We start from the raw sequence: 18,207 nt of genomic DNA, 5'->3' as shown, positions 1-18,207 counted from the left end.
CTCTTCGTTACTTGTCGCCGGGCAGCTTGACGCCGGTGACCTGCGCATACATCCGCGCCACCGAGGCGTCGTCGTCCCGGCCCATGCCCGCGGCCGATGTCATCAGGAACATCTGGAGCGCGGCGGCGGAGACCGGCACCGGGAATCGCGCGCTGCGCGCCATGTCCTGGATGATGCCGAGATCTTTCACGAAGATCTCGACGGCGCTGCGCGGTGTGTAGTCGCCGTCGAGCACGTGCGGCATGCGGTTCTCGAACATCCAGGAATTGCCGGCGGAGGCCGTGATCACCTCATAGACCTTGCGGATGTCGAGGCCCTGCTTGGCGGCGAATGCCATCGCCTCCGAGGCGGCGGCGATGTGCACGCCGGCGAGCAGCTGGTTGATCATCTTGAAGGCGGCGCCCTGGCCGGCGGCATCGCCGAGCTCGTAGAGCTTTGCGGCCATGGCATCGAGCGCAGGCCGCGCCTTCGCGAACGCTGTGGGGCTGCCGGAGGCGAGGATCGTCAGCTCGCCTTGCGCGGCGCGCTGCGCCCCGCCGGAAATCGGTGCATCCAGATAATGCCGGCCGGTCGCCTCCAGCTGCTTGGCAAGGCGTCGTGCCACGTCGGGGTCCATCGTGGCGGAGGATACGAAGACGCTGCCTTCAGGCATGGTCTCGGCGGCCCCATCCTTGCCGAACAGGACGGCTTCCGTCTGCGCGGCATTGACGACGACGCTGACGACGATGTCCGCGCTCTTGGCCGCCTCGGCCGGCGTTTTGGCACCCGCACCGCCATCCTTGACGAAACGCGCCACCGCCTCGGCCGACACGTCGCAGCCGGTGACGGCGTGGCCGGCGCGCTTCAGCGAGGTCGCCATGCCAAACCCCATCGAGCCGAGCCCGATGACCGCGATGCGCTGATTTTGTGACGTGGAGGCGGACATGCAACTAACCCTTGCGAACGTTTCCCGGACGGCCGGCTTTTGCGGCGGCTCGGCGAACCGATATCACGCCTTGGCCGCGCTGCCAAAGCGTGAGACAAGCGGGCATGACGGCCATGAAACCTGAAGCGAGCAACGAGACGCGGCTGCGCGAGGACATCTGCCGCTTCGGACGGTCCCTGTTCGAGCGCGGGCTGACGCCCGGCTCCTCCGGCAATATCAGCGTCAGGCTGGACGGCGGCGGCTGGCTGGTGACGCCGACCAATGCCTCGCTCGGTTTCCTCGATCCTGCGAAGCTGTCGCGGCTGGACGAGAAGGGCCAGCTGGTGTCGGGCGATGCCCCGACCAAGGAAGTTCCGCTGCACACCGCGCTCTATGACACGCGCGGCAGTGCCCGCGCCATCGTGCATCTGCACTCGACACACTCGGTCGCGCTCTCGATGCTGCCCGAGATCGACCCGCGCGCCGCGCTGCCGCCGATGACGGCCTATTATCTGATGAAATGCGGCGCCACCGCGCTCGTGCCGTACTACCGCCCCGGCGATCCCGCGGTCGCGGATGCGATCAAGGGCCTGGCGGGGAAATATTCATCGGTGCTGCTCGCCAATCACGGCCCGGTCGTTGCCGGCGACACGCTGGAAGCCGCGGTGTTCGCGACGGAGGAGCTGGAGGAGACGGCGAAGCTCTATCTGCTGCTGCGGGGGATGAACCCGCGCTATCTGTCACCGGAACAGGTGGCGGATCTGGTGAAGGTGTTTGGGGTGACGTTGCCGGAGCATGGGAACGGGCATTGAACCACACCCACCGCCGTCGTCCTGAGGTACGAGCCTTGCGATGCGATGCATCGCAAGGTGAAGCCTCGAAGGATGGGCTCCAGGCGCTCGCGGCTCATCCTTCGAGGCGCGCGAAGGGTGCGCACCTCAGGATGACGGTTGCGATTGTGGAGACAATCGCCGCAGCTACAGCCCCAGATACGCCTTCCTCACGTCGGGATTGCCCCTGATCTCAGCCGCGGGCCCCTGCATCAGCACGCGGCCGGTTTGCAGGATGTAGGCGCGGTCGGCGATCTCCAGGCACTCGGCCATGCGCTGCTCGACGATCAGCACGGTCATGCCGGCGTCGCGGATGCGCTTCACCGCCTGGAAAATCTCGTCGACAAGCTTTGGCATGATGCCCTGCGAGGGCTCGTCCAGCATCAACAGACGCGGGCGCGTCATCAACGCGCGGCCGATCGCGAGCATCTGCTGCTCGCCGCCGCTTAGCGTTTCGGCGCGCTGCTCCAGGCGCTCGGCCAGGCGGGGAAACAGCTGGAAGACGAGATCGAGCGGCCCCTCGCGGTTCGCGTCACCGCGGTAGAGATAGCTGCCGAGACGCAGATTGTCGCGCACCGACAGGCGCGGGAACAGGCGGCGATTCTCCGGCACATAGGCAATGCCGGTCGCCGTGATGTGGTGCTGCGCCATGCCGTCGAGGCGCTTGCCGTCGAACGTCACCGTGCCGGAACGCGGCCGCTCGGCGCCGGCGATGGATTTGAGCAGCGTCGATTTGCCCGCGCCGTTGGCGCCGGCGACGCAGACGATCTCACCCTTCTGGACCTCGATCGAGATCGCGGAGATCGCGACCAGGCCCTGATAGGCGGTCGTGACTTCACGCACGCTGAGCATGACGATCTCCCAGATATGCGCTGATCACCTTGGGATCGCGAACGACATCGGCGGGCTTGCCCTCGACCAGCACCTTGCCGAGATCGAGCACGATGGCGCGATCGACCAAGGGCATCACGATCTCCATGACGTGCTCGACCATCAACACGGTGATGCCGGCATCGCGCACCTTGCGCACCAGCGCGACACCAGTCTGCGCTTCGGTCGGCGTCAGGCCGGTGAGGACTTCGTCGAGCAGCAGCAGTTTCGGTTCGGTCGCGAGCGCACGGGCGACTTCGAGACGGCGCTTCTCGGCGGGCACGAGGTCGCTGGCAAGCACGTCGGCGCGCGCGGCAAGGCCGGTGAACTCCAAGACCTCGTGCGCCTTGCGACGGGCCTCGCGCATCACAGTGTTGCGCACCAGCGCGCCAACGATGACATTGTCGATCACCGTCATGGTCTCAAAACTCTTGACGACCTGGAAGGTGCGGCCGACGCCGCGCTGGCAGCGTTCGGCCGCCGGCATGTGGGTGACGTCCTCGCCGTCGAAGAGAATCGAGCCTTGCGTCGGCGGCAGAACGCCGGCGATGAGATTGAACAGCGTCGACTTGCCGGCGCCGTTGGGGCCGATCAGGCCGACGATCTCGCCGCGGCCGACCGAGATCGAGACGTCGCTGTTGGCGACGAGGCCGCCGAACCGCTGCCAGACGCCGCGGGTTTCAAGAAGCGCGGTCATCGTGCGGCCCCCGTCTTCTTCCGGCGTGAAAACAGGCTGAGCAGTCCCCGCGGCAAGGCCAGCGAGATCAGGACGATCAGCGTACCGTAGACGATGAGGTCGACACCGCGCCCGGAGCCGCCGAACTTGAAGCGGGTCAGCTCCGTCAGCGGGATCAGGATGGCGGCCCCTAGCACCGGACCCCACAGGGTGCCGATGCCGCCGAGCACGGCGGGCAGCGCCATCAAGAGCGAGAACTGGAAGCCCATGACGCTTTCAGGATCGATGTAGGAGACGAACTGGGCATAGAAGCTGCCACCCACCGCGACCAGGAAGGCGGAGACGGCGGCCGCGCCCATCTTGGAATTGAACACGTCGACACCGAGGCTCTCGGCCGCGTCCGGATTGTCCTTTACCGCACGCCACCAGAATCCCCATTTCGAGTTCTCCAGCCACCAGGTAACGAACCAGGCGAGGCAGCACAGCGCCAGCGCGAAATAGAAGTACGGCAGCTTGGTGCGCAGGAACTGGAATTTCAGCCAGCTGTCGCCGCGGATTGGAATGGTGATGCCCATCGCGGCGCCGGCCCATTCCCAGTTGTGGAACAGAAGCAAGCCGATCTCGGCGATGACGATGGTGGCGATCACGAAGTAATGGCCGCGCAGGCGGAAGAAGGGATAACCGAGCCCCATCGCGATCAGCGCCGACACGACGCCGCCCGCCAGCATGCCGAACCAGGGCAGCACGCCGAACTTCGTGAACAGCAGCTCGGTGGTGTAGGCGCCCAGGCCGAAATACAGCGCGTGCCCGAGCGAGATCTGCCCGCAATAGCCGGACAGGATGTTCCAGCTCTGCGACAGGCCCGCATACATCAGCGTCAGGATCAGGATGTTCTGGACGACGACGTCCTTCACGAACAATGGCGTCGCTGCGGCAATCGCGGCGAGCACCGCGGCGATGATGAGGTCGCGGCGGCGCCGCGCTGCAAAATCCTTGTCCATCAGATCGATCCGAACAGGCCGCGCGGCCGGATGAAGACGACCAGCAGATAGACCGCGTAGATGCCGACCGATTTCAGCGACGGCGGCAGCACCAGCGCGGTGGTCGCTTCGACGAGGCCGACGATGATGCCGCCGGCAAAGGCGCCGAACACGCTGCCGAAGCCGCCGAGCGCCACCGTGACATAGGCGATCAGCGCAAAGGACGCGCCGACATCGGGATAGATATAGAAGAAGCTCGCCATGATCGCGCCAGCGAGACCGACCAGCGCGGCACCAAGGCCCCAGCCGAACGCGAACACGCGGTTCTTGTCGATGCCGACCAGCGCGACCGCACCGGGATCTTCGCGGGTGGCTTCCAGCGCGCGGCCGAAATCGGTGCGATGGATGAAGAAGTAGAGGCCGGCAAAGGCGAGGATCGAGACCAGCGCACCGACCAGCTGCGGCTCCGGCAGGAAGATGCCGGCGACCGAGATGGTTTTGCCACCGAGCCAGGATTGCGGAATGCTGCGATAATCAGGCGTGAAGAAGAACTGCGCCAGGCCCCGCATCACGATGGCAAGGCCGAACGTGGTGAAGATCTGCACCATGCCGGCGTTGGCCTTGGCCCGCATGGCGAAGCGTACAATGAGCAAGTAGACCACCGCTCCGAAGATAAAGAGCGCCGCGGCGACCAACGGCGCCGAAAGCAAGGGGTCGATCGCGAAGAACGCGAACAGGAAGAAGGACAGGTACATCGCGATCATCAGGAACTCGCCATGAGCGAAGTTCGTGACGTCCATCAGGCCGAAGATCAGCGCGAGGCCGACCGCGATCAGTCCGTACAACAGCCCCATGAGGAGGCCGCTCGCGAGACTCTGGATAATGGCTTGCGCTGTCAAAAGTCCGTCCCCCGAAATAGATCCTCATCCCGAGGAGCGCGCTCAGGCGCGCGTCTCGAAGGATGGCCAGCCCTCGTCCTTCGAGACGCGGACTACGCCCGCTCCTCGGGATGAGGGCGGGAGCTGCATCTGAGCTCCCGCGTCCCAGTCTTACTTCATCGGCCAGACCGCCTCGGCGATCGCGGCCTGCGGCGGGAAGATGGTGACGAACTTGCCGCCGATATATTGCAGCAGCACCGGGTCGGCGTCGTTGTTCTGGCCCATCTCGTCGAACTTGACGCGCTTCCAGGGCATGATGGTCTGCTCGCCCGGGATGTCGGTCGCGGCCAGCGCATCGCGGATCTTCTCGCCGTCGGTCGACTTGGCGCGGCTGATGGCGTCGGCGAGGATGATCAGGCCCATGAACTGGCGCGAGGTGAGGTCGTTGAAGTCCTTGCCCGACCGCGTCTTGAACATCTCGTTGATCTTGCCGACCATCGGGCGCTTCTGCGCGAGGTCGAGCGAGAAGGTGCCGCGCGAGATCACGCCTTCGAGCTTGTCGCCGACGGCATCATAGAGCGCCTTCTCGGAGAAGCCGGCGTCCTGCGCCACGATCGCATTCGGCTTGTAGCCGAGCTCGGCCATGGTCTTGACCAGGAGGATGCCGTCGGTGGTGTAGCTCGAGGGCATCAGCACGTCGGCATTCGCGGACTTGAGCTGCTGCACCTCGGCCGAGAGCGAGGGCGAGTTGGCGCGATACTTGATGTCGGTGACGATCTTGTAGGCGCGCTCGCCGGCGATCTTGGCCTGGGCGTTGCCGGAATCGGTACCGAAGATAGTGTCCTCGTGGAACAGCGACAGCGTCTCGATCTTGGTGCCCTTCTTCTTCATGGCGTCGAAGAAGTCGAACATGGCGGCCGAATACATCTCGTCATGCGGCGCGGCGCGGAAATAGTACTTCAGGCCGCGGCGATGCAGGCTGGGCGAGGAATTGTCGGCGGACACAAACGGGACCTGGTAGCGCTCGCAGATCTGGCTCACCGTGACGGCGACGGCGCTCTGATAGGTCCCGATGATGGCTGAGACCTTCTCCTGCGTGATCAGGCGCTCGGCTTCGGCGCGGCCCTTCTGCGGATCGGCCTGGTGATCGGCGAACACGAGGCGGACCTTGGCGCCGCCGAGGCCCGGCAGGCCCTCGCCCTTCGCCAGCGGCAGGTCGAAATCGGTGTCCTTGTTGATGACCTCGAGCGCGGTCTCATAGGCCTTCTGCGCATCGACGCCCTGCTGCGCGCTGCCGCCGGAGAACGGATAGATGACGCCGATCACGACTTCGGAAGTCTGTGCGCGCGCCGCCAGCGGCACCAGTGCGGCAGTCGCGGTGGCTCCCAACAACACGTCGCGGCGAGTGATCGTCATGGCAAAGTCCCCTGTACTGAATTTCGGCTGATCGAATGAAGCGATTGATGGATGCAGTAAAGCCCTAACATGCAGCATACGCTGCCCATTAAATCACGGCCATGGTCCTGTTCTTGAGATCCGTCACCAGCATCAGGCCGGGCGAATGCGTGATCGCGAACGGGAGCTTGGCGGCGTTGATGACGGATTGCGGCGTCACGCCGCAGGCCCAGAACACCGGAATCTCGTCGTCGGCGACCGGCACCGGATCGCCGTAGTCCGGCTTGGCGATGTCCTTGATGCCGATCAGATGCGGATGGCCGAGATGGACGGGCGCGCCGTGCACGGCGGGATAGCGCGAGGTGATCTGCACCGCGCGGATCGCATCCGAAGGCTTGAACGGACGCATCGACACCACCATGGGGCCGGCGAACGGACCGGCCTCGCCGCAGGCGATGTTGGTACGATACATCGGCACGCGCACATTGCGCTCGATGTGCCGGATCGGCATGCCCTCGTCGAGCAAGGCTTCTTCGAACGAGAAGGAGCAGCCGAGCACGAAGGTCACGAGATCGTCGCGCCAATGCTTCGTCACATCGGTCGGCTCGTCGACGACCTCGCCGTCGCGCCAGACGCGGTAGCGCGGCACGTCGGTGCGGATGTCGAGATCGGCGCCGAGCGAAGGGATGTGCGGACTGCCGACATCGGACATGCCGATGATCGGGCACGGCTTCGGATTGAGCTGGCAGAAGCGATGAAAGGCGCTGGCATATTCCGCCGGCAGGATCGCCAGATTGCCCTGGACGAAGCCGGGGGCGACGCCTGCGGTGGAGGCGACCAGCCCTTGCCGGTAGGCAAGCCGCGCCTTGCGGCTCGGAAGGGCGTCGGGCGTTTCAGTTTGCTGCACTGCCACCAAAACAGTCATGTAATCGACCTGCCTATAAACTCGACAAAGACAGCCAACACCAAGCGTGCTATAAAGTCTAATCGTCCTTTCTAATCGATATCGATAAATCTATTTTATCGGCAAGGAAAATCCTTTCAATGCTGGACTTCAGGTCGATCGAGACTTTTCTCTGGGTCGTAAAGCTCGGCAGCTTCCGCGGCGCCGCAGCACGGCTCAATACGACCCAGCCGGCGATCTCCCAGCGCATCGCCCAGCTCGAGCGCGAGATGGGCGTCAAGCTGCTCAACCGCGACCACCGCGTCGCCTCGCCGACGCCGAGCGGCCGGCAGATGATGGTCTATGCGGAGAAGCTGATCGGCCTGCGCGCTCAGATGATGGCGGAGATCGGCGACCGCTCGGCGATGCGCGGCGTGATGCGGCTCGGCGTCGCTGAGACCATCGTGCACACCTGGCTGCCGCGCCTCGTGAAGAGCGTGAACCAGGTCTATCCGAATCTATCGCTCGAGATCGAGGTCGACATCACGCCCAACCTCACCGCGCGCCTGCTCGCGCAGGAGATCGAGCTTGCCTTCGTGGTCGGACCGTTGTCGGCGTCGGGCGTGCATAATCGCGTGCTCGCAGATTACCCGATCGGCTTCCTCGCAAGCCCTTCGCTCGGCCTCGGCAAAGGCCGGGTGACACCGGCGGAGCTTGCGCGGTTTCCGATCATCACCTTCCCGCGCAAGACCAAGCCTTACGAGGTCGTGCGCGAGGTATTCGACCGGCCGGAGCTGCCGCCGATCCGGCTGCACGCGTCCGCATCGCTAGCGACCGTTATCCACATGGCGGTCGAAGGCCTCGGCGTCGCCGTGATCCCCGACGCGATCGTCGAGAACGAGCTCGCCGACGGGCGGTTACAGCTGCTCGACACCGATCTTGCGATCGCACCGCTGACGTTCACCGCTAGCTGGCTCGCCTCGCCCGACGTCGTCGCCGTGGAGCGCGTCGCCGAGCTTGCACGGCAGATTGCGCAGAGCAGCCTCGCAGTTGACGCGCCCGCGCTGGCGCGTCATTGAAAAAGGCGCCGGACAACCTTCAACGTCATTCCGGGGCGATGCGACAGCATCGAACCCGGAATCTCGAGATTCCGGGTTCGGCTCTTCGAGCCGCCCCGGAATGACAACTGAGAGACTGACCGCATGAGCCGAGCCGCCACCAATCTGCAAATCGATTCCGCCCGCCTCTGGGGCTCCATCCACGAGACCGCGCAATTCGGCGCGACGGCCAAAGGCGGTGTGCGGCGGCTAACGCTGAGCAGCGAAGACAAGCAGGTACGCGACTGGTTCCGCCAGGCCTGCGAGGACGCTGGTCTCGAAGTGCACACCGACGCACTCGGCTCACAATTCGGCCTGCGCAAGGGCCGCGACATGTCGAAGCCGCCCGTCGGCATCGGCTCGCATCTCGACACCCAGCCGACCGGCGGCAAGTATGACGGCATTCTGGGCACGCTCGGCGCGCTGGAGGTGATCCGCACGCTGAACGATGCCGGCATCGAGACCGAAGCGCCGATCTGCGTCGTCAACTGGACCAACGAGGAAGGCTCGCGCTTCGCGCCCGCGATGATGGCCTCCGCCGCCTATGTCGGCGACTTCACCACCGACGACATTTTGTCCCGCAAGGACGCCGAGGGCACGACCGTCGGCCAGGCGCTGGACAGCATCGGCTATCGCGGCGACAAGCCGGTCGGCTTCCAGAAGCTTGGCTGCTTCGTCGAATTGCACATCGAGCAAGGCCCGATCCTGGAGGCCGAGGGCAAGACCATCGGCGTGGTCGATTCCGGCCAGGGCGTGCTGTGGTATGACGGCAAGATTTCCGGTTTCGAGAGCCATGCCGGATCCACGCCGATGCCGCTGCGGCGCGACGCGCTGGCGACGCTGTCGGAGATCGTGCTGGCGATGGAATCCATCGCGAAGAAGCACGGACCGAATGCGGTCGGCACCATCGGCGAAGCCGTGATCGCAAACCCCTCGCGCAACGTCATTCCGGGCGAGATCGCCTTCACCATGGATTGCCGCAGCGCGGACGGCGCCATCATGGACGCGCTCGATCGCGATCTGCGCGCCGCAATTGCCGAGATCGCCGCGCGCCGCAAGGTCGAGGTCAAGATCGACCTGGTCTGGCGCAAGCCGCCGACGCATTTCGATCCCAAGCTGATCTCGGCGGTCGAGAACGCGGCAAAGACGCTCGGCTATTCCTCGCGCCGCATCACCTCCGGCGCCGGCCACGACGCCTGCAACCTCAACACGATCATGCCGGCGGCGATGGTGTTCGTGCCCTGCAAGGACGGCATCAGCCACAACGAGCTGGAGGATGCGACGCAGCCGGACTGCACTGCTGGCACCAACGTTCTCATGCATACCGTGCTGGCGATCGCCGGCGTCGCGTCCTGACCGGAGAGAGCCATGCGCGGAGTTTTCGTCGACGCCAATGAAGCGCTAGCCGTGATCATGGAACGGCTGGAGAAGCCCGGGGATCCCAAGGTGCGGATCCACCGGGATCCCGACATCAAGCCCGAGCAATATCCTGACATCCTCGATGGCGCCGAGATCGCCATCGTCGATCACACCGCGCTGCCGACCGAGGTGGCGAAGAAGTGCACCGGCCTCAAGCACGTCGTGTTCCTCGGCACCGGCGCGCGCAGCTACATGAACCCTGAGGAGCTGGCGGAACTCGGCATCTCCGTGCATCTGATCAAGGGCTATGGTGATACCGCGGTCGCCGAATCCGCAATCGCGCTGATGTGGGCGTCGGCCCGCGGCATCGCGATGATGGACCGCGAGATGCGCGTCGGCAACTGGCTGCGCGAAGACGGCATGCAGCTCACCGGCAAGACACTCGGCCTGATCGGTTTCGGCGGCATCGCCGCCGAGGTCGCGCGCATTGCGTCCGGCAGCGGCATGAAGGTGATCGCCTGGAATCGCTCGCCGAAGAGCCATCCGGGCGTGGAATTCACCGATCTCGACAGCGTGCTGGCAAGGAGCGACGTCGTGTCGCTGCACCTGCTGCTCAACGACGAGACGCGCGGCATGATCACGCGCGAGAAGATCGCAAAAATGAAGCGTGGTGTCATCCTCATCAACACCGCCCGCGCCGCTGTCGTCGACGAGGCCGCCATGATCGACGCGCTGAAATCCGGCCACATCCGCCATGCCGGCCTCGACGTCTTCAACATCGAGCCGCTGCCCGGCGATCATCCGCTCACAAAACTGCCGAATGTGACGCTGTCGGCGCATTCGGCGTTCCGTACACCGGAGGCGAGCGAGAACCTGATTGGCGCGGCGTGGGAGCACTGCCGCCGGATCGTGAATTCGTAGGGTGGGTTAGCCCTGCAGTACGCGAAGCGCATCTGCAGGGCCTAACCCACCTCTGTCTATTCCGCGGAGACTGAAGAGGCGGGTTACGGCTTCGCCTAACCCACCCTACGTCCTCCCCCCGCCAAATTGTGAAGGGATAAGAGCAATAACAATGGCCGACTATCGCACCATCAAGGCAGAGCCGCTCACCAACGCCATTCGTGCCATCGTCAAGGCGGGCGGGTCTTCGGACCGCGAAGCCGAGCTCGTGGCCACCAATCTGGTCGAGGCCAACCTCAAGGGCCATGACTCCCATGGCGTCGGCATGATCCCGCGCTATGTCCAGAGCGTCACCAATGGTGGCCTCGCGGTGAACGCGCACGTCAAGATCGTGCTCGACACCGGTCCGCTCCTCACTCTCGACGGCCTCACCGGCTACGGGCAGGTGATCGGTCATGAAGCAATGGAGCTGGCAGCCGAACGCGCTAAGCGAAACGGGGTGTGCCTCGTCGGCCTCTCCAATTCGCATCACATCGGTCGCATCGGCCACTGGGCTGAGCAGTGCATCGACCACGGACTGGTCTCGATCCACTTCGTCAACGTCATTTCCCGCCCGATCGTGGCGCCCTGGGGCGGCAGCGATGCGCGCCACGGCACCAACCCGTTCTGCGTCGGCATCCCGCGCGCCGGCAAGGACCCGATCGTGCTCGACTTCGCCACCAGCAGGATCGCACAAGGCAAGACCCGCGTCGCCCACAACAAGGGTGTCGCGCTCGAGCCTGGCACCATCATCGACAATGAAGGCAAGCCCACCACCAACCCGCGCTACACCGTGATCCCGCCGCACGGCGCCATCCTCCCCTTCGGCGAGCACAAGGGCTCCGGCCTCGCGCTGGTCTGCGAAATCCTCGGCGGCGCGCTCTCCGGCGGGCAGGTGGTCAAGGGCCCCTCCGACGGCAAGTACAACGTCCTCAACGGCATGCTCTCGATCGTCATCGATCCCGGCAAGCTCGGCACCGGCGAAAACCTCGCGCGCGAAGTCGAGAGTTTTGTTGCCTGGCAAACCGGCTCGCCGCCTGCCCCCGGCGTCGACAAGGTCAGAATCGCCGGCGAGCCCGAGCGCGAGACCAAGAAGAAGCGCCTTGCCGAAGGCATTCCGGTCGATCCGACAACCTGGCAGGAGATCATCGAGGCCGGGAAGAAATTCGGGCTGGATCAGACGGCGATCGAGGACATCGCTGGCTGATCGAGAACGAAATAGAAATCGTAGGGTGGGTTAGCCGCAGGCATAACCCACCACCTTCTTCGCCGAGAGGTGGGTTACGCCAAGCAGATGCGCTTTGCGCATCTGCAGGGCTAACCCGCCCTGCGCATTCTCCGTCAATCCACCATATCCGCGACGGCCTTGCCGCAGGCCGTGGTGTCGGCGTTGCCGCCGAGGTCCTTGGTGCGGAGCGTGCGTTCGGCCAGCGTGCGCTCGATCGCCTCGACGATCGATTGGCCGGCTTCCTTCTCGCCGAGATGCTCGAGCATCATGGCGCCCGACCAGATCGCACCGATCGGGTTGGCGATGCCTTGGCCGGCGATATCAGGCGCCGAGCCGTGCACCGGCTCGAACACCGAGGGGAAATCGCCCTCGGGGTTGATGTTGCCTGACGGCGCGATGCCGATCGTGCCGGTGCAGGCCGGACCGAGGTCGGAGAGGATATCGCCGAACAAATTGGAGCCGACCACGACGTCGAACCAATCCGGATGCAGCACGAAGTTCGCGGTGAGAATGTCGATGTGGTACTTGTCCCACTTCACCCCCGGAAACTTCTTGGCCATCGCCTCCACGCGCTCGTCCCAATAGGGCATGGTGATGGAGATGCCGTTGGACTTGGTCGCCGAGGTCAAATGCTTCTTCGGCCGCGACTGCGCGAGCTCGAAGGCGAACTTCAGGATGCGGTCGACGCCGGTGCGGGTCATCACCGTCTGCTGGGTGACGAACTCGCGGTCGGTGTCGGGGAACATGCGGCCACCGACGGAGGAATATTCACCTTCGGTGTTCTCGCGCACCACCCAGAAATCGATATCGCCGGGCTTGCGGCCCGCCAGCGGCGACGGCACGCCGGGCATCAGCCGCACCGGGCGCAGGTTCACATACTGGTCGAACTCCCTGCGGAATTTGATCAGCGAGCCCCACAGCGAGACGTGGTCCGGAATCTTGGCCGGCCAGCCGACCGCACCGAAATAGATCGCATCGTGCTTGCCGATCTTGTCCTTCCAGTCATCGGGCATCATCTGGCCGTGCTTCTCGTAATAGTCCCACGACGAGAAGTCGAAATGGTCGAAATGCAGGGAGACCCCGTGCTTCTTCGCCGCCGATTCCAGGACGCGCAGGCCCTCAGGCATCACTTCCTTGCCGATGCCGTCACCGGGAATGACCGCGATCCGGTATTGTTTCTTGCTCATCGAGAACGTCCTTGGTTGGTCCGGCAGCCGCCGCCTTTTGACCGCACTGCAATGGACCAAACGCAGCGGCAGCGCAACGCTGCACTGCAATGTTGACCATGGCGCGGCCAAGCGCCTACTGATTTTATCCTGTTCCTATCCTGCGAGTACCCTCATGGATCTGCATCTGCGTGGCAAGCGCGTCCTGATCACGGGCGCGTCCAAGGGCATTGGCGCCGCAGCCGCCGAAGCGTTTGCCGAGGAAGGCGCACACCTCCTGCTCGCCGCCCGCAACGGCGACCAGCTCAAGGCGCTGGCCGAGCGCCTGCGCTCCGCCCACCAGATCGATGCCGCAACGAGCATCGTCGATCTTCGCAAGGCTGAGGATCTGGCGCGGCTCGCGAAGGAAGCGGCCGACATCGACGTGCTCGTCAACAATGCGGGCGACATCCCCGGCGGCTCGATCGACAAGATCGACGAGGCGACCTGGCGTCACGCCTGGGAATTGAAAGTGTTCGGCTATATCAACCTGACGCGGCAGATCTACGCGCAGATGAAGGCGAAGGGCGGCGGCGTCATCGTCAACGATATCGGCGCGGCCGGCGAAAAATTCGACGCCAACTACATCTGCGGCAGCGCCGGCAATGCCGCGCTGATGGCCTTCACCCGCGCGCTCGGGGGAAAAAGTCTCGCCGACAACATCCGCGTGGTCGGCATCAATCCCGGCCCTGTCGGCACCGATCGCCACGTCACCCTGCTGAAGACGCGGGCCAAGCACCAGTTCGGCGACGAGAACCGCTACAAGGAATTCCAGAAGAGCCTGCCGCTCGGCCGTCCCGCGCATGCGCGCGAGATCGGCGACCTCATGGCGTTCCTGGGGTCGGACCGCGCCGGGTATACGTCGGGTGTGATCTACACGGTCGACGGCGGCATCAGCGCTGGATGGGGTTAACTGACCTCGGGGACCGTCGTTCCGGGGCGATGCAAAGCATCGAACTATGGTGCGCGATTGCGCACCTGAGAACCTCGAGATTCCGGGTTCGCCCTTCGGGCGCACCGGAATGACAATCTAGAGCTAGGAGTACAATAATTGCCTCAAGACCTGATCCGTGAAACCGCCTGCGCCGTCGTCGACAAGCTGCGGTCCGGCGATGTCTCGCCGCTCGAACTGCTGGATGTCGTGGAGAAGCGCATCAGTGAAGTCGACGGCAAGGTGAACGCGCTGCCGATCCTGTGTTTCCAGCGCGCGCGGGACAGCGCCAAGGCCTTGATGCGGAAACCCGCCGGCGCGCGGGGGCTGCTCGCGGGCCTGCCGGTGCCGATCAAGGATCTGACCGACGTTGCGGGCGTACTGAACACGCAGGGCTCGCCGATCTTCAAGGACAATATCCCTGCCAAGTCCGACCTCATGGTCGAGAACCTCGAGGCCAACGGGGCGGTCGTCTACGCCAAATCCAACACGCCGGAATTCGGCGCCGGCGCCAACACCTTCAACGAGGTGTTCGGCGCGACCCTCAATCCCTGGGATACTTCAAAATCCGCGGCGGGCTCTTCCGGCGGCGCGGCCGTGGCGCTGGCCACCGGCATGGCTTGGCTGGCGCAGGGCTCCGACATGGGCGGCAGCTTGCGCAGCCCCGCGGCTTTCTGCGGCGTCGTCGGCATGCGCCCGAGCATCGGCCGCGTCGCGCATACCCCCAAATCCGGCATCGATCGCAATCTCGGCGTGGTCGGCCCGATGGCGCGCAACGTCGAGGATCTCGCGCTGCTGCTGGATGCGATGAGCGGCGACTACGCGGACGATCCGCTGTCGCTGCCGGCGCCCACGACCTCGTTCCTGTCGGCGGCTCAGTCCGGCAGGAAGCCGAAGCGCATCGCCTATTCGCCCGATCTCGGCATTACGCCTGTCGATCCCGAGGTGAAGGCGATCACGCGAAAGGCGGCGGAACGCTTTGCCGAGGCCGGCGCCATCGTCGAGGAAGCGCATCCGGACTGGCGCGAGGCGCATGAATGCTTCCACGTGCTGCGCGCCTTCGATTTCGCGATCACCAAGGCCAATCTGCTGCGCACCAAGCGTGACCTGCTCAAGCCCGAGGTGATCTGGAACATCGAGGAAGGCCTCAAGCTCACGGTCGAGCAGCTCGAACGCGCCGAGGCCCAGCGCGTCGGCATGACTGCGCGGGCGGTCGAGTTCTTCAAGTCCTACGATTTGTTGCTGACGCCCACCACGATCGTGCCGCCCTTCCCGATCGAACACCGCTATGTCGCCGAATGCGCCGGCAAGAGGTTCGACAATTACGTCGAGTGGCTCGGCATCGTCTACGCCATCACGCTCGCCTGCTGCCCCTCGCTGTCGTTGCCGTGCGGCTTCACGGCGTCTGGCCTGCCGGTCGGCGTGCAGGTCGTTGGCGCACCAAGGGGGGATGCGCAGGTGCTCGCGGGCGCGAAGGTGCTGGAGGATATTCTGGGCCTGCGCAACACGACGCCGATCGATCCGAAGGTGCAAAAGTAATCTCACTCTCGTGCCCCGGACGCAGCGCAGCGCCTCTTCGGCGGTGCGCTGCAGAGCCGGGGCCCATCCTTCCACGACTTCCCGTGCATCTTCTGGGTCCCGGCTCTGCGGCACAGCGCTGATGCGCTGCGCCTTGTCCGGGACACGAGATCCTCACGTTCGACTCGTCGCCTCGAGGCTGCGGCTGTAGCGCGACATTGCGAAGCAGAAGATGAAATAGATCGAGGCGACGAAGATGTAGACCTCGACCGAGAACTGCTGCCAGGCGGGATCGATGATCGCCGTCTTCGCCGTCGTCAGCAGATCGAAGATGCCGATGATCAGGACGAGGCTGGTGTCCTTGAAGAAAGCGATGAAGGTGTTGACCAGCGGCGGAATGACATGGCGGATCGCCTGCGGCAGGATGATCAGCCGGTTCTTGCGCCAATAGGACAGCCCCAGCGCATCGGCAGCCTCGTATTGCCCGCGCGGCACGGCCTGAAGGCCGCCGCGGATGACTTCGGCGAGATAGGCACCCGCAAACAGGATGATCGCGATCTGTGCGCGGAGCAGCTTGTCGATATTGAATCCACTGGGCATGAACAGCGGAAACATCACGCTTGCCATGAACAGCAGGCTCACCAGCGGCACGCCGCGGATCAGCTCGACATAGAGCACGCTGAGCGAGCGGATCGCCGGCAGCTTCGAACGCCGGCCGAGCGCGACGAGAATGCCGAGCGGAAACCCGAATGCAAGGCCAAACGTCGCCAGGATCAGCGTGACCGGGAGGCCGCCCCAACGATCCTGCGAAACGAAGGAAAGGCCGAGCACGCCGCCCCACATCAGCACGCTGATCAGCGCGAGCGCTCCGATCCAGAGAAGGACCAGCTCGCGCCGCCACAAAGCGCGACGGGTGGAGAGGTAGAACAGCGCGATGAACAGCAATACCGACAGCGCCGGCCGCCACTGCTCGTCGAACGGATAGGTGCCGAACAGGATGAAGCGGTACTTTTCGGGAATGATCGCCCAGCAGGCGCCGAGGCCACGCACCGCGCGGCAGGCACTGGAATCGTTCGCCGGGGTCAGCCACACGGCATTGGCGATGCCCCACTGTACGAAACTGAAGATGCCCTTGGCGAGGATCGCCAGCAGCACGACGGTGAGGATACCGTTCGGGATCGACGAGAACAGATTGGTGCGCAGCCAGCGCAACGCCGGATTTCCCGTCTGCGGACGGCGGGCGGCGCGCGGCACTTCCGGCATGTCGGCGATCGCGGTCATGTTCAGCGCTCCACCAGCGCGATGCGCGAATTGTACCAGTTCATGAAGAAGCTGATGGAAAGGCTGATGGTCAGGAACACCGCCATGATTAGCGCGATCGCCTCGATCGCCTGCCCGGTCTGGTTCAGCGTGGTGTTGGCGATCGAGACCACGTCCTGGTAGCCGATCGCGACCGCGAGCGAGGAATTCTTGGTCAGGTTGAGATACTGGCTCGTCATCGGCGGCACGATGACGCGCAGCGCCTGCGGCAGGATGATCTGTCGCAGCATGAAGCTGCGGCGCAGGCCAAGCGCGTTGGCAGCATCCCACTGTCCGCGTGGCACCGACTGGATGCCGCTGCGCACGATCTCGGCAATGAAGGCCGAGGTGTAGGTGACGAGCGCGATCAGCAGCGCAAAATATTCCGGGGCAAGCGTCAGCCCGCCGACGAAATTGAAGCCGCGCAGCTCCGGCCATTCGATTGTCCAGGACACGCGAAGCAGTACTGACACCAGCACGGGCAACGCGAGGATGAAGCTCACCGCAAAGGGCCATACCGGCCGCGGCTGGCCGTCGCGCATCTGCTGCGCGATCAGCCATCGCCGGATGAGATAGACCACGGCAAGGCCGAACACCGCCGTGCCGAGCACCCAAAGCTGCGGCGGGCCAAGCGGAATTGCCGGTAGGATCAGGCCGCGATTTGACAGGAACACGCCCTCGATCGGCCGCCATGCTGCGCGCGCGGCCGGCAGCGCCTGCATCAGCACGTACCAGAACAGGAGCTGAAGCAGCAGCGGGATGTCGCGGAGCGTTTCGACATAGACGGCGGCGAGTCGTGACAGCAGCCAGTTGGCCGACAAGCGCGAGATGCCGATCAGCGTGCCCAGGATGGTCGCGAGCACGATGCCGATCACGGCGACGCGCAAGGTGTTGCCGACGCCGACGACGAAGGCCCAGAGATAGGTGTCTCTCGGATTATAGGCGAGCAGGCTGTCGGCGATCGGCATGCCCGCCTCGCGGCCGAGAAAGGCAAAGCCGGTGGTGATGCGGCGCGCCGAGAGGTTGGTGACGGTGTTCGACCAGAGAAACGCGATGACCGCGACCGCGATCCCGACCACCAGCACCTGCCAGAACAGGCCCTGCAGCTCGCGGCGTCCCCATGCGCCGAACAGGCGGCGGCGCGGCGGTCTCCGAGCGTCCGTGGTCACAGCGCAAAAATCCTTCTTGAAGAGCGACGATTTCCGGCCAGCGCAC

At 64.7% G+C, this 18,207-nt stretch carries 17 protein-coding genes; 7 read left to right on the top strand and 10 right to left on the bottom strand.

The window, feature by feature from the left end; all coding sequences use genetic code 11:
* Positions 1–7: 7 nt before the first annotated feature.
* Complete coding sequence (ltnD, locus tag XI04_RS37325; RefSeq protein WP_028143386.1) at positions 8–925, bottom strand: L-threonate dehydrogenase; 918 nt, start codon at positions 923–925, stop codon at positions 8–10.
* Between the two features lie 104 nt (positions 926–1,029).
* Between ltnD and otnC the strand changes: the two genes are divergently transcribed.
* The gene (gene otnC, locus XI04_RS37320; RefSeq protein ID WP_271592664.1) at positions 1,030–1,716 is read left to right on the top strand and encodes a 3-oxo-tetronate 4-phosphate decarboxylase; all 687 of its coding nucleotides are present in this window, start codon (positions 1,030–1,032) and stop codon (positions 1,714–1,716) included.
* Between the two features lie 165 nt (positions 1,717–1,881).
* Here otnC and XI04_RS37315 read toward each other — a convergent pair whose 3' ends face one another.
* The 6 genes from XI04_RS37315 to XI04_RS37290 form a co-directional block, all read right to left on the bottom strand.
* Entirely contained in the window at positions 1,882–2,586 is a 705-nt protein-coding gene (locus XI04_RS37315; RefSeq protein ID WP_028143388.1) for an ABC transporter ATP-binding protein, read from the bottom strand.
* Positions 2,570–3,301 (bottom strand): ABC transporter ATP-binding protein, encoded by a 732-nt coding sequence (locus XI04_RS37310; protein ID WP_028143389.1) that lies wholly within the window; start codon positions 3,299–3,301, stop codon positions 2,570–2,572. The genes XI04_RS37315 and XI04_RS37310 overlap by 17 nt, the downstream gene beginning before the upstream one ends.
* A complete protein-coding gene (locus XI04_RS37305; protein ID WP_028143390.1) occupies positions 3,298–4,281 on the bottom strand; it encodes a branched-chain amino acid ABC transporter permease in 984 nt (327 codons plus the stop codon). Before XI04_RS37305 ends, XI04_RS37310 begins: the two co-directional genes overlap by 4 nt.
* The gene (locus XI04_RS37300) at positions 4,281–5,114 is read right to left on the bottom strand and encodes a branched-chain amino acid ABC transporter permease (RefSeq protein ID WP_240536472.1); all 834 of its coding nucleotides are present in this window, start codon (positions 5,112–5,114) and stop codon (positions 4,281–4,283) included. The genes XI04_RS37305 and XI04_RS37300 overlap by 1 nt, the downstream gene beginning before the upstream one ends.
* A gap of 195 nt (positions 5,115–5,309) precedes the next feature.
* On the bottom strand, positions 5,310–6,554 hold the full coding sequence (locus XI04_RS37295; protein ID WP_026201530.1) for an ABC transporter substrate-binding protein: 1,245 nt from the start codon (positions 6,552–6,554) through the stop codon (positions 5,310–5,312).
* A gap of 88 nt (positions 6,555–6,642) precedes the next feature.
* The gene (locus tag XI04_RS37290) at positions 6,643–7,458 is read right to left on the bottom strand and encodes a putative hydro-lyase (RefSeq protein ID WP_028143392.1); all 816 of its coding nucleotides are present in this window, start codon (positions 7,456–7,458) and stop codon (positions 6,643–6,645) included.
* A gap of 119 nt (positions 7,459–7,577) precedes the next feature.
* Between XI04_RS37290 and XI04_RS37285 the strand changes: the two genes are divergently transcribed.
* The 4 genes from XI04_RS37285 to XI04_RS37270 all read left to right on the top strand — a co-directional run bounded on the left by XI04_RS37285 (position 7,578) and on the right by XI04_RS37270 (position 12,018).
* Positions 7,578–8,495 (top strand): LysR family transcriptional regulator, encoded by a 918-nt coding sequence (locus tag XI04_RS37285; protein ID WP_018315615.1) that lies wholly within the window; start codon positions 7,578–7,580, stop codon positions 8,493–8,495.
* A 123-nt stretch (positions 8,496–8,618) separates the two neighbouring features.
* Positions 8,619–9,869, top strand: a complete 1,251-nt coding sequence (locus tag XI04_RS37280; protein ID WP_038972755.1) for a Zn-dependent hydrolase — start codon at positions 8,619–8,621, stop codon at positions 9,867–9,869.
* Positions 9,870–9,881: 12 nt separating this feature from the next.
* Positions 9,882–10,793 carry an NAD(P)-dependent oxidoreductase gene (locus XI04_RS37275; RefSeq protein WP_028143394.1) on the top strand — a complete coding sequence of 304 codons (912 nt, stop codon included), beginning with the start codon at positions 9,882–9,884 and terminating at the stop codon, positions 10,791–10,793.
* A gap of 151 nt (positions 10,794–10,944) precedes the next feature.
* Positions 10,945–12,018 (top strand): malate/lactate/ureidoglycolate dehydrogenase, encoded by a 1,074-nt coding sequence (locus XI04_RS37270; RefSeq protein ID WP_028143395.1) that lies wholly within the window; start codon positions 10,945–10,947, stop codon positions 12,016–12,018.
* Between the two features lie 134 nt (positions 12,019–12,152).
* Here the strand turns inward: XI04_RS37270 and XI04_RS37265 are convergent, their stop codons facing one another.
* Entirely contained in the window at positions 12,153–13,226 is a 1,074-nt protein-coding gene (locus XI04_RS37265; protein ID WP_028143396.1) for a tartrate dehydrogenase, read from the bottom strand.
* Between the two features lie 154 nt (positions 13,227–13,380).
* Between XI04_RS37265 and XI04_RS37260 the strand changes: the two genes are divergently transcribed.
* The gene (locus XI04_RS37260; protein WP_271609342.1) at positions 13,381–14,157 is read left to right on the top strand and encodes an SDR family oxidoreductase; all 777 of its coding nucleotides are present in this window, start codon (positions 13,381–13,383) and stop codon (positions 14,155–14,157) included.
* 138 nt (positions 14,158–14,295) lie between these two features.
* The gene (locus XI04_RS37255) at positions 14,296–15,714 is read left to right on the top strand and encodes an amidase (protein WP_271609341.1); all 1,419 of its coding nucleotides are present in this window, start codon (positions 14,296–14,298) and stop codon (positions 15,712–15,714) included.
* A 153-nt stretch (positions 15,715–15,867) separates the two neighbouring features.
* Here the strand turns inward: XI04_RS37255 and XI04_RS37250 are convergent, their stop codons facing one another.
* Both XI04_RS37250 and XI04_RS37245 read right to left on the bottom strand, forming a co-directional pair.
* Positions 15,868–16,974: an amino acid ABC transporter permease gene (locus XI04_RS37250; protein WP_038947085.1), complete on the bottom strand. Its 1,107-nt coding sequence runs from the start codon at positions 16,972–16,974 to the stop codon at positions 15,868–15,870.
* Between the two features lie 2 nt (positions 16,975–16,976).
* Positions 16,977–18,161, bottom strand: coding sequence for an amino acid ABC transporter permease (locus tag XI04_RS37245; protein ID WP_097669173.1), 1,185 nt, complete (start codon positions 18,159–18,161; stop codon positions 16,977–16,979).
* Positions 18,162–18,207 lie beyond the last annotated feature (46 nt).

It is taken from the genome of Bradyrhizobium sp. CCBAU 11430 (assembly GCF_028128855.1).
In the GTDB taxonomy this organism is placed as follows: domain Bacteria; phylum Pseudomonadota; class Alphaproteobacteria; order Rhizobiales; family Xanthobacteraceae; genus Bradyrhizobium; species Bradyrhizobium ottawaense.
This window is presented reverse-complemented; position numbering and strand designations above follow the sequence as displayed.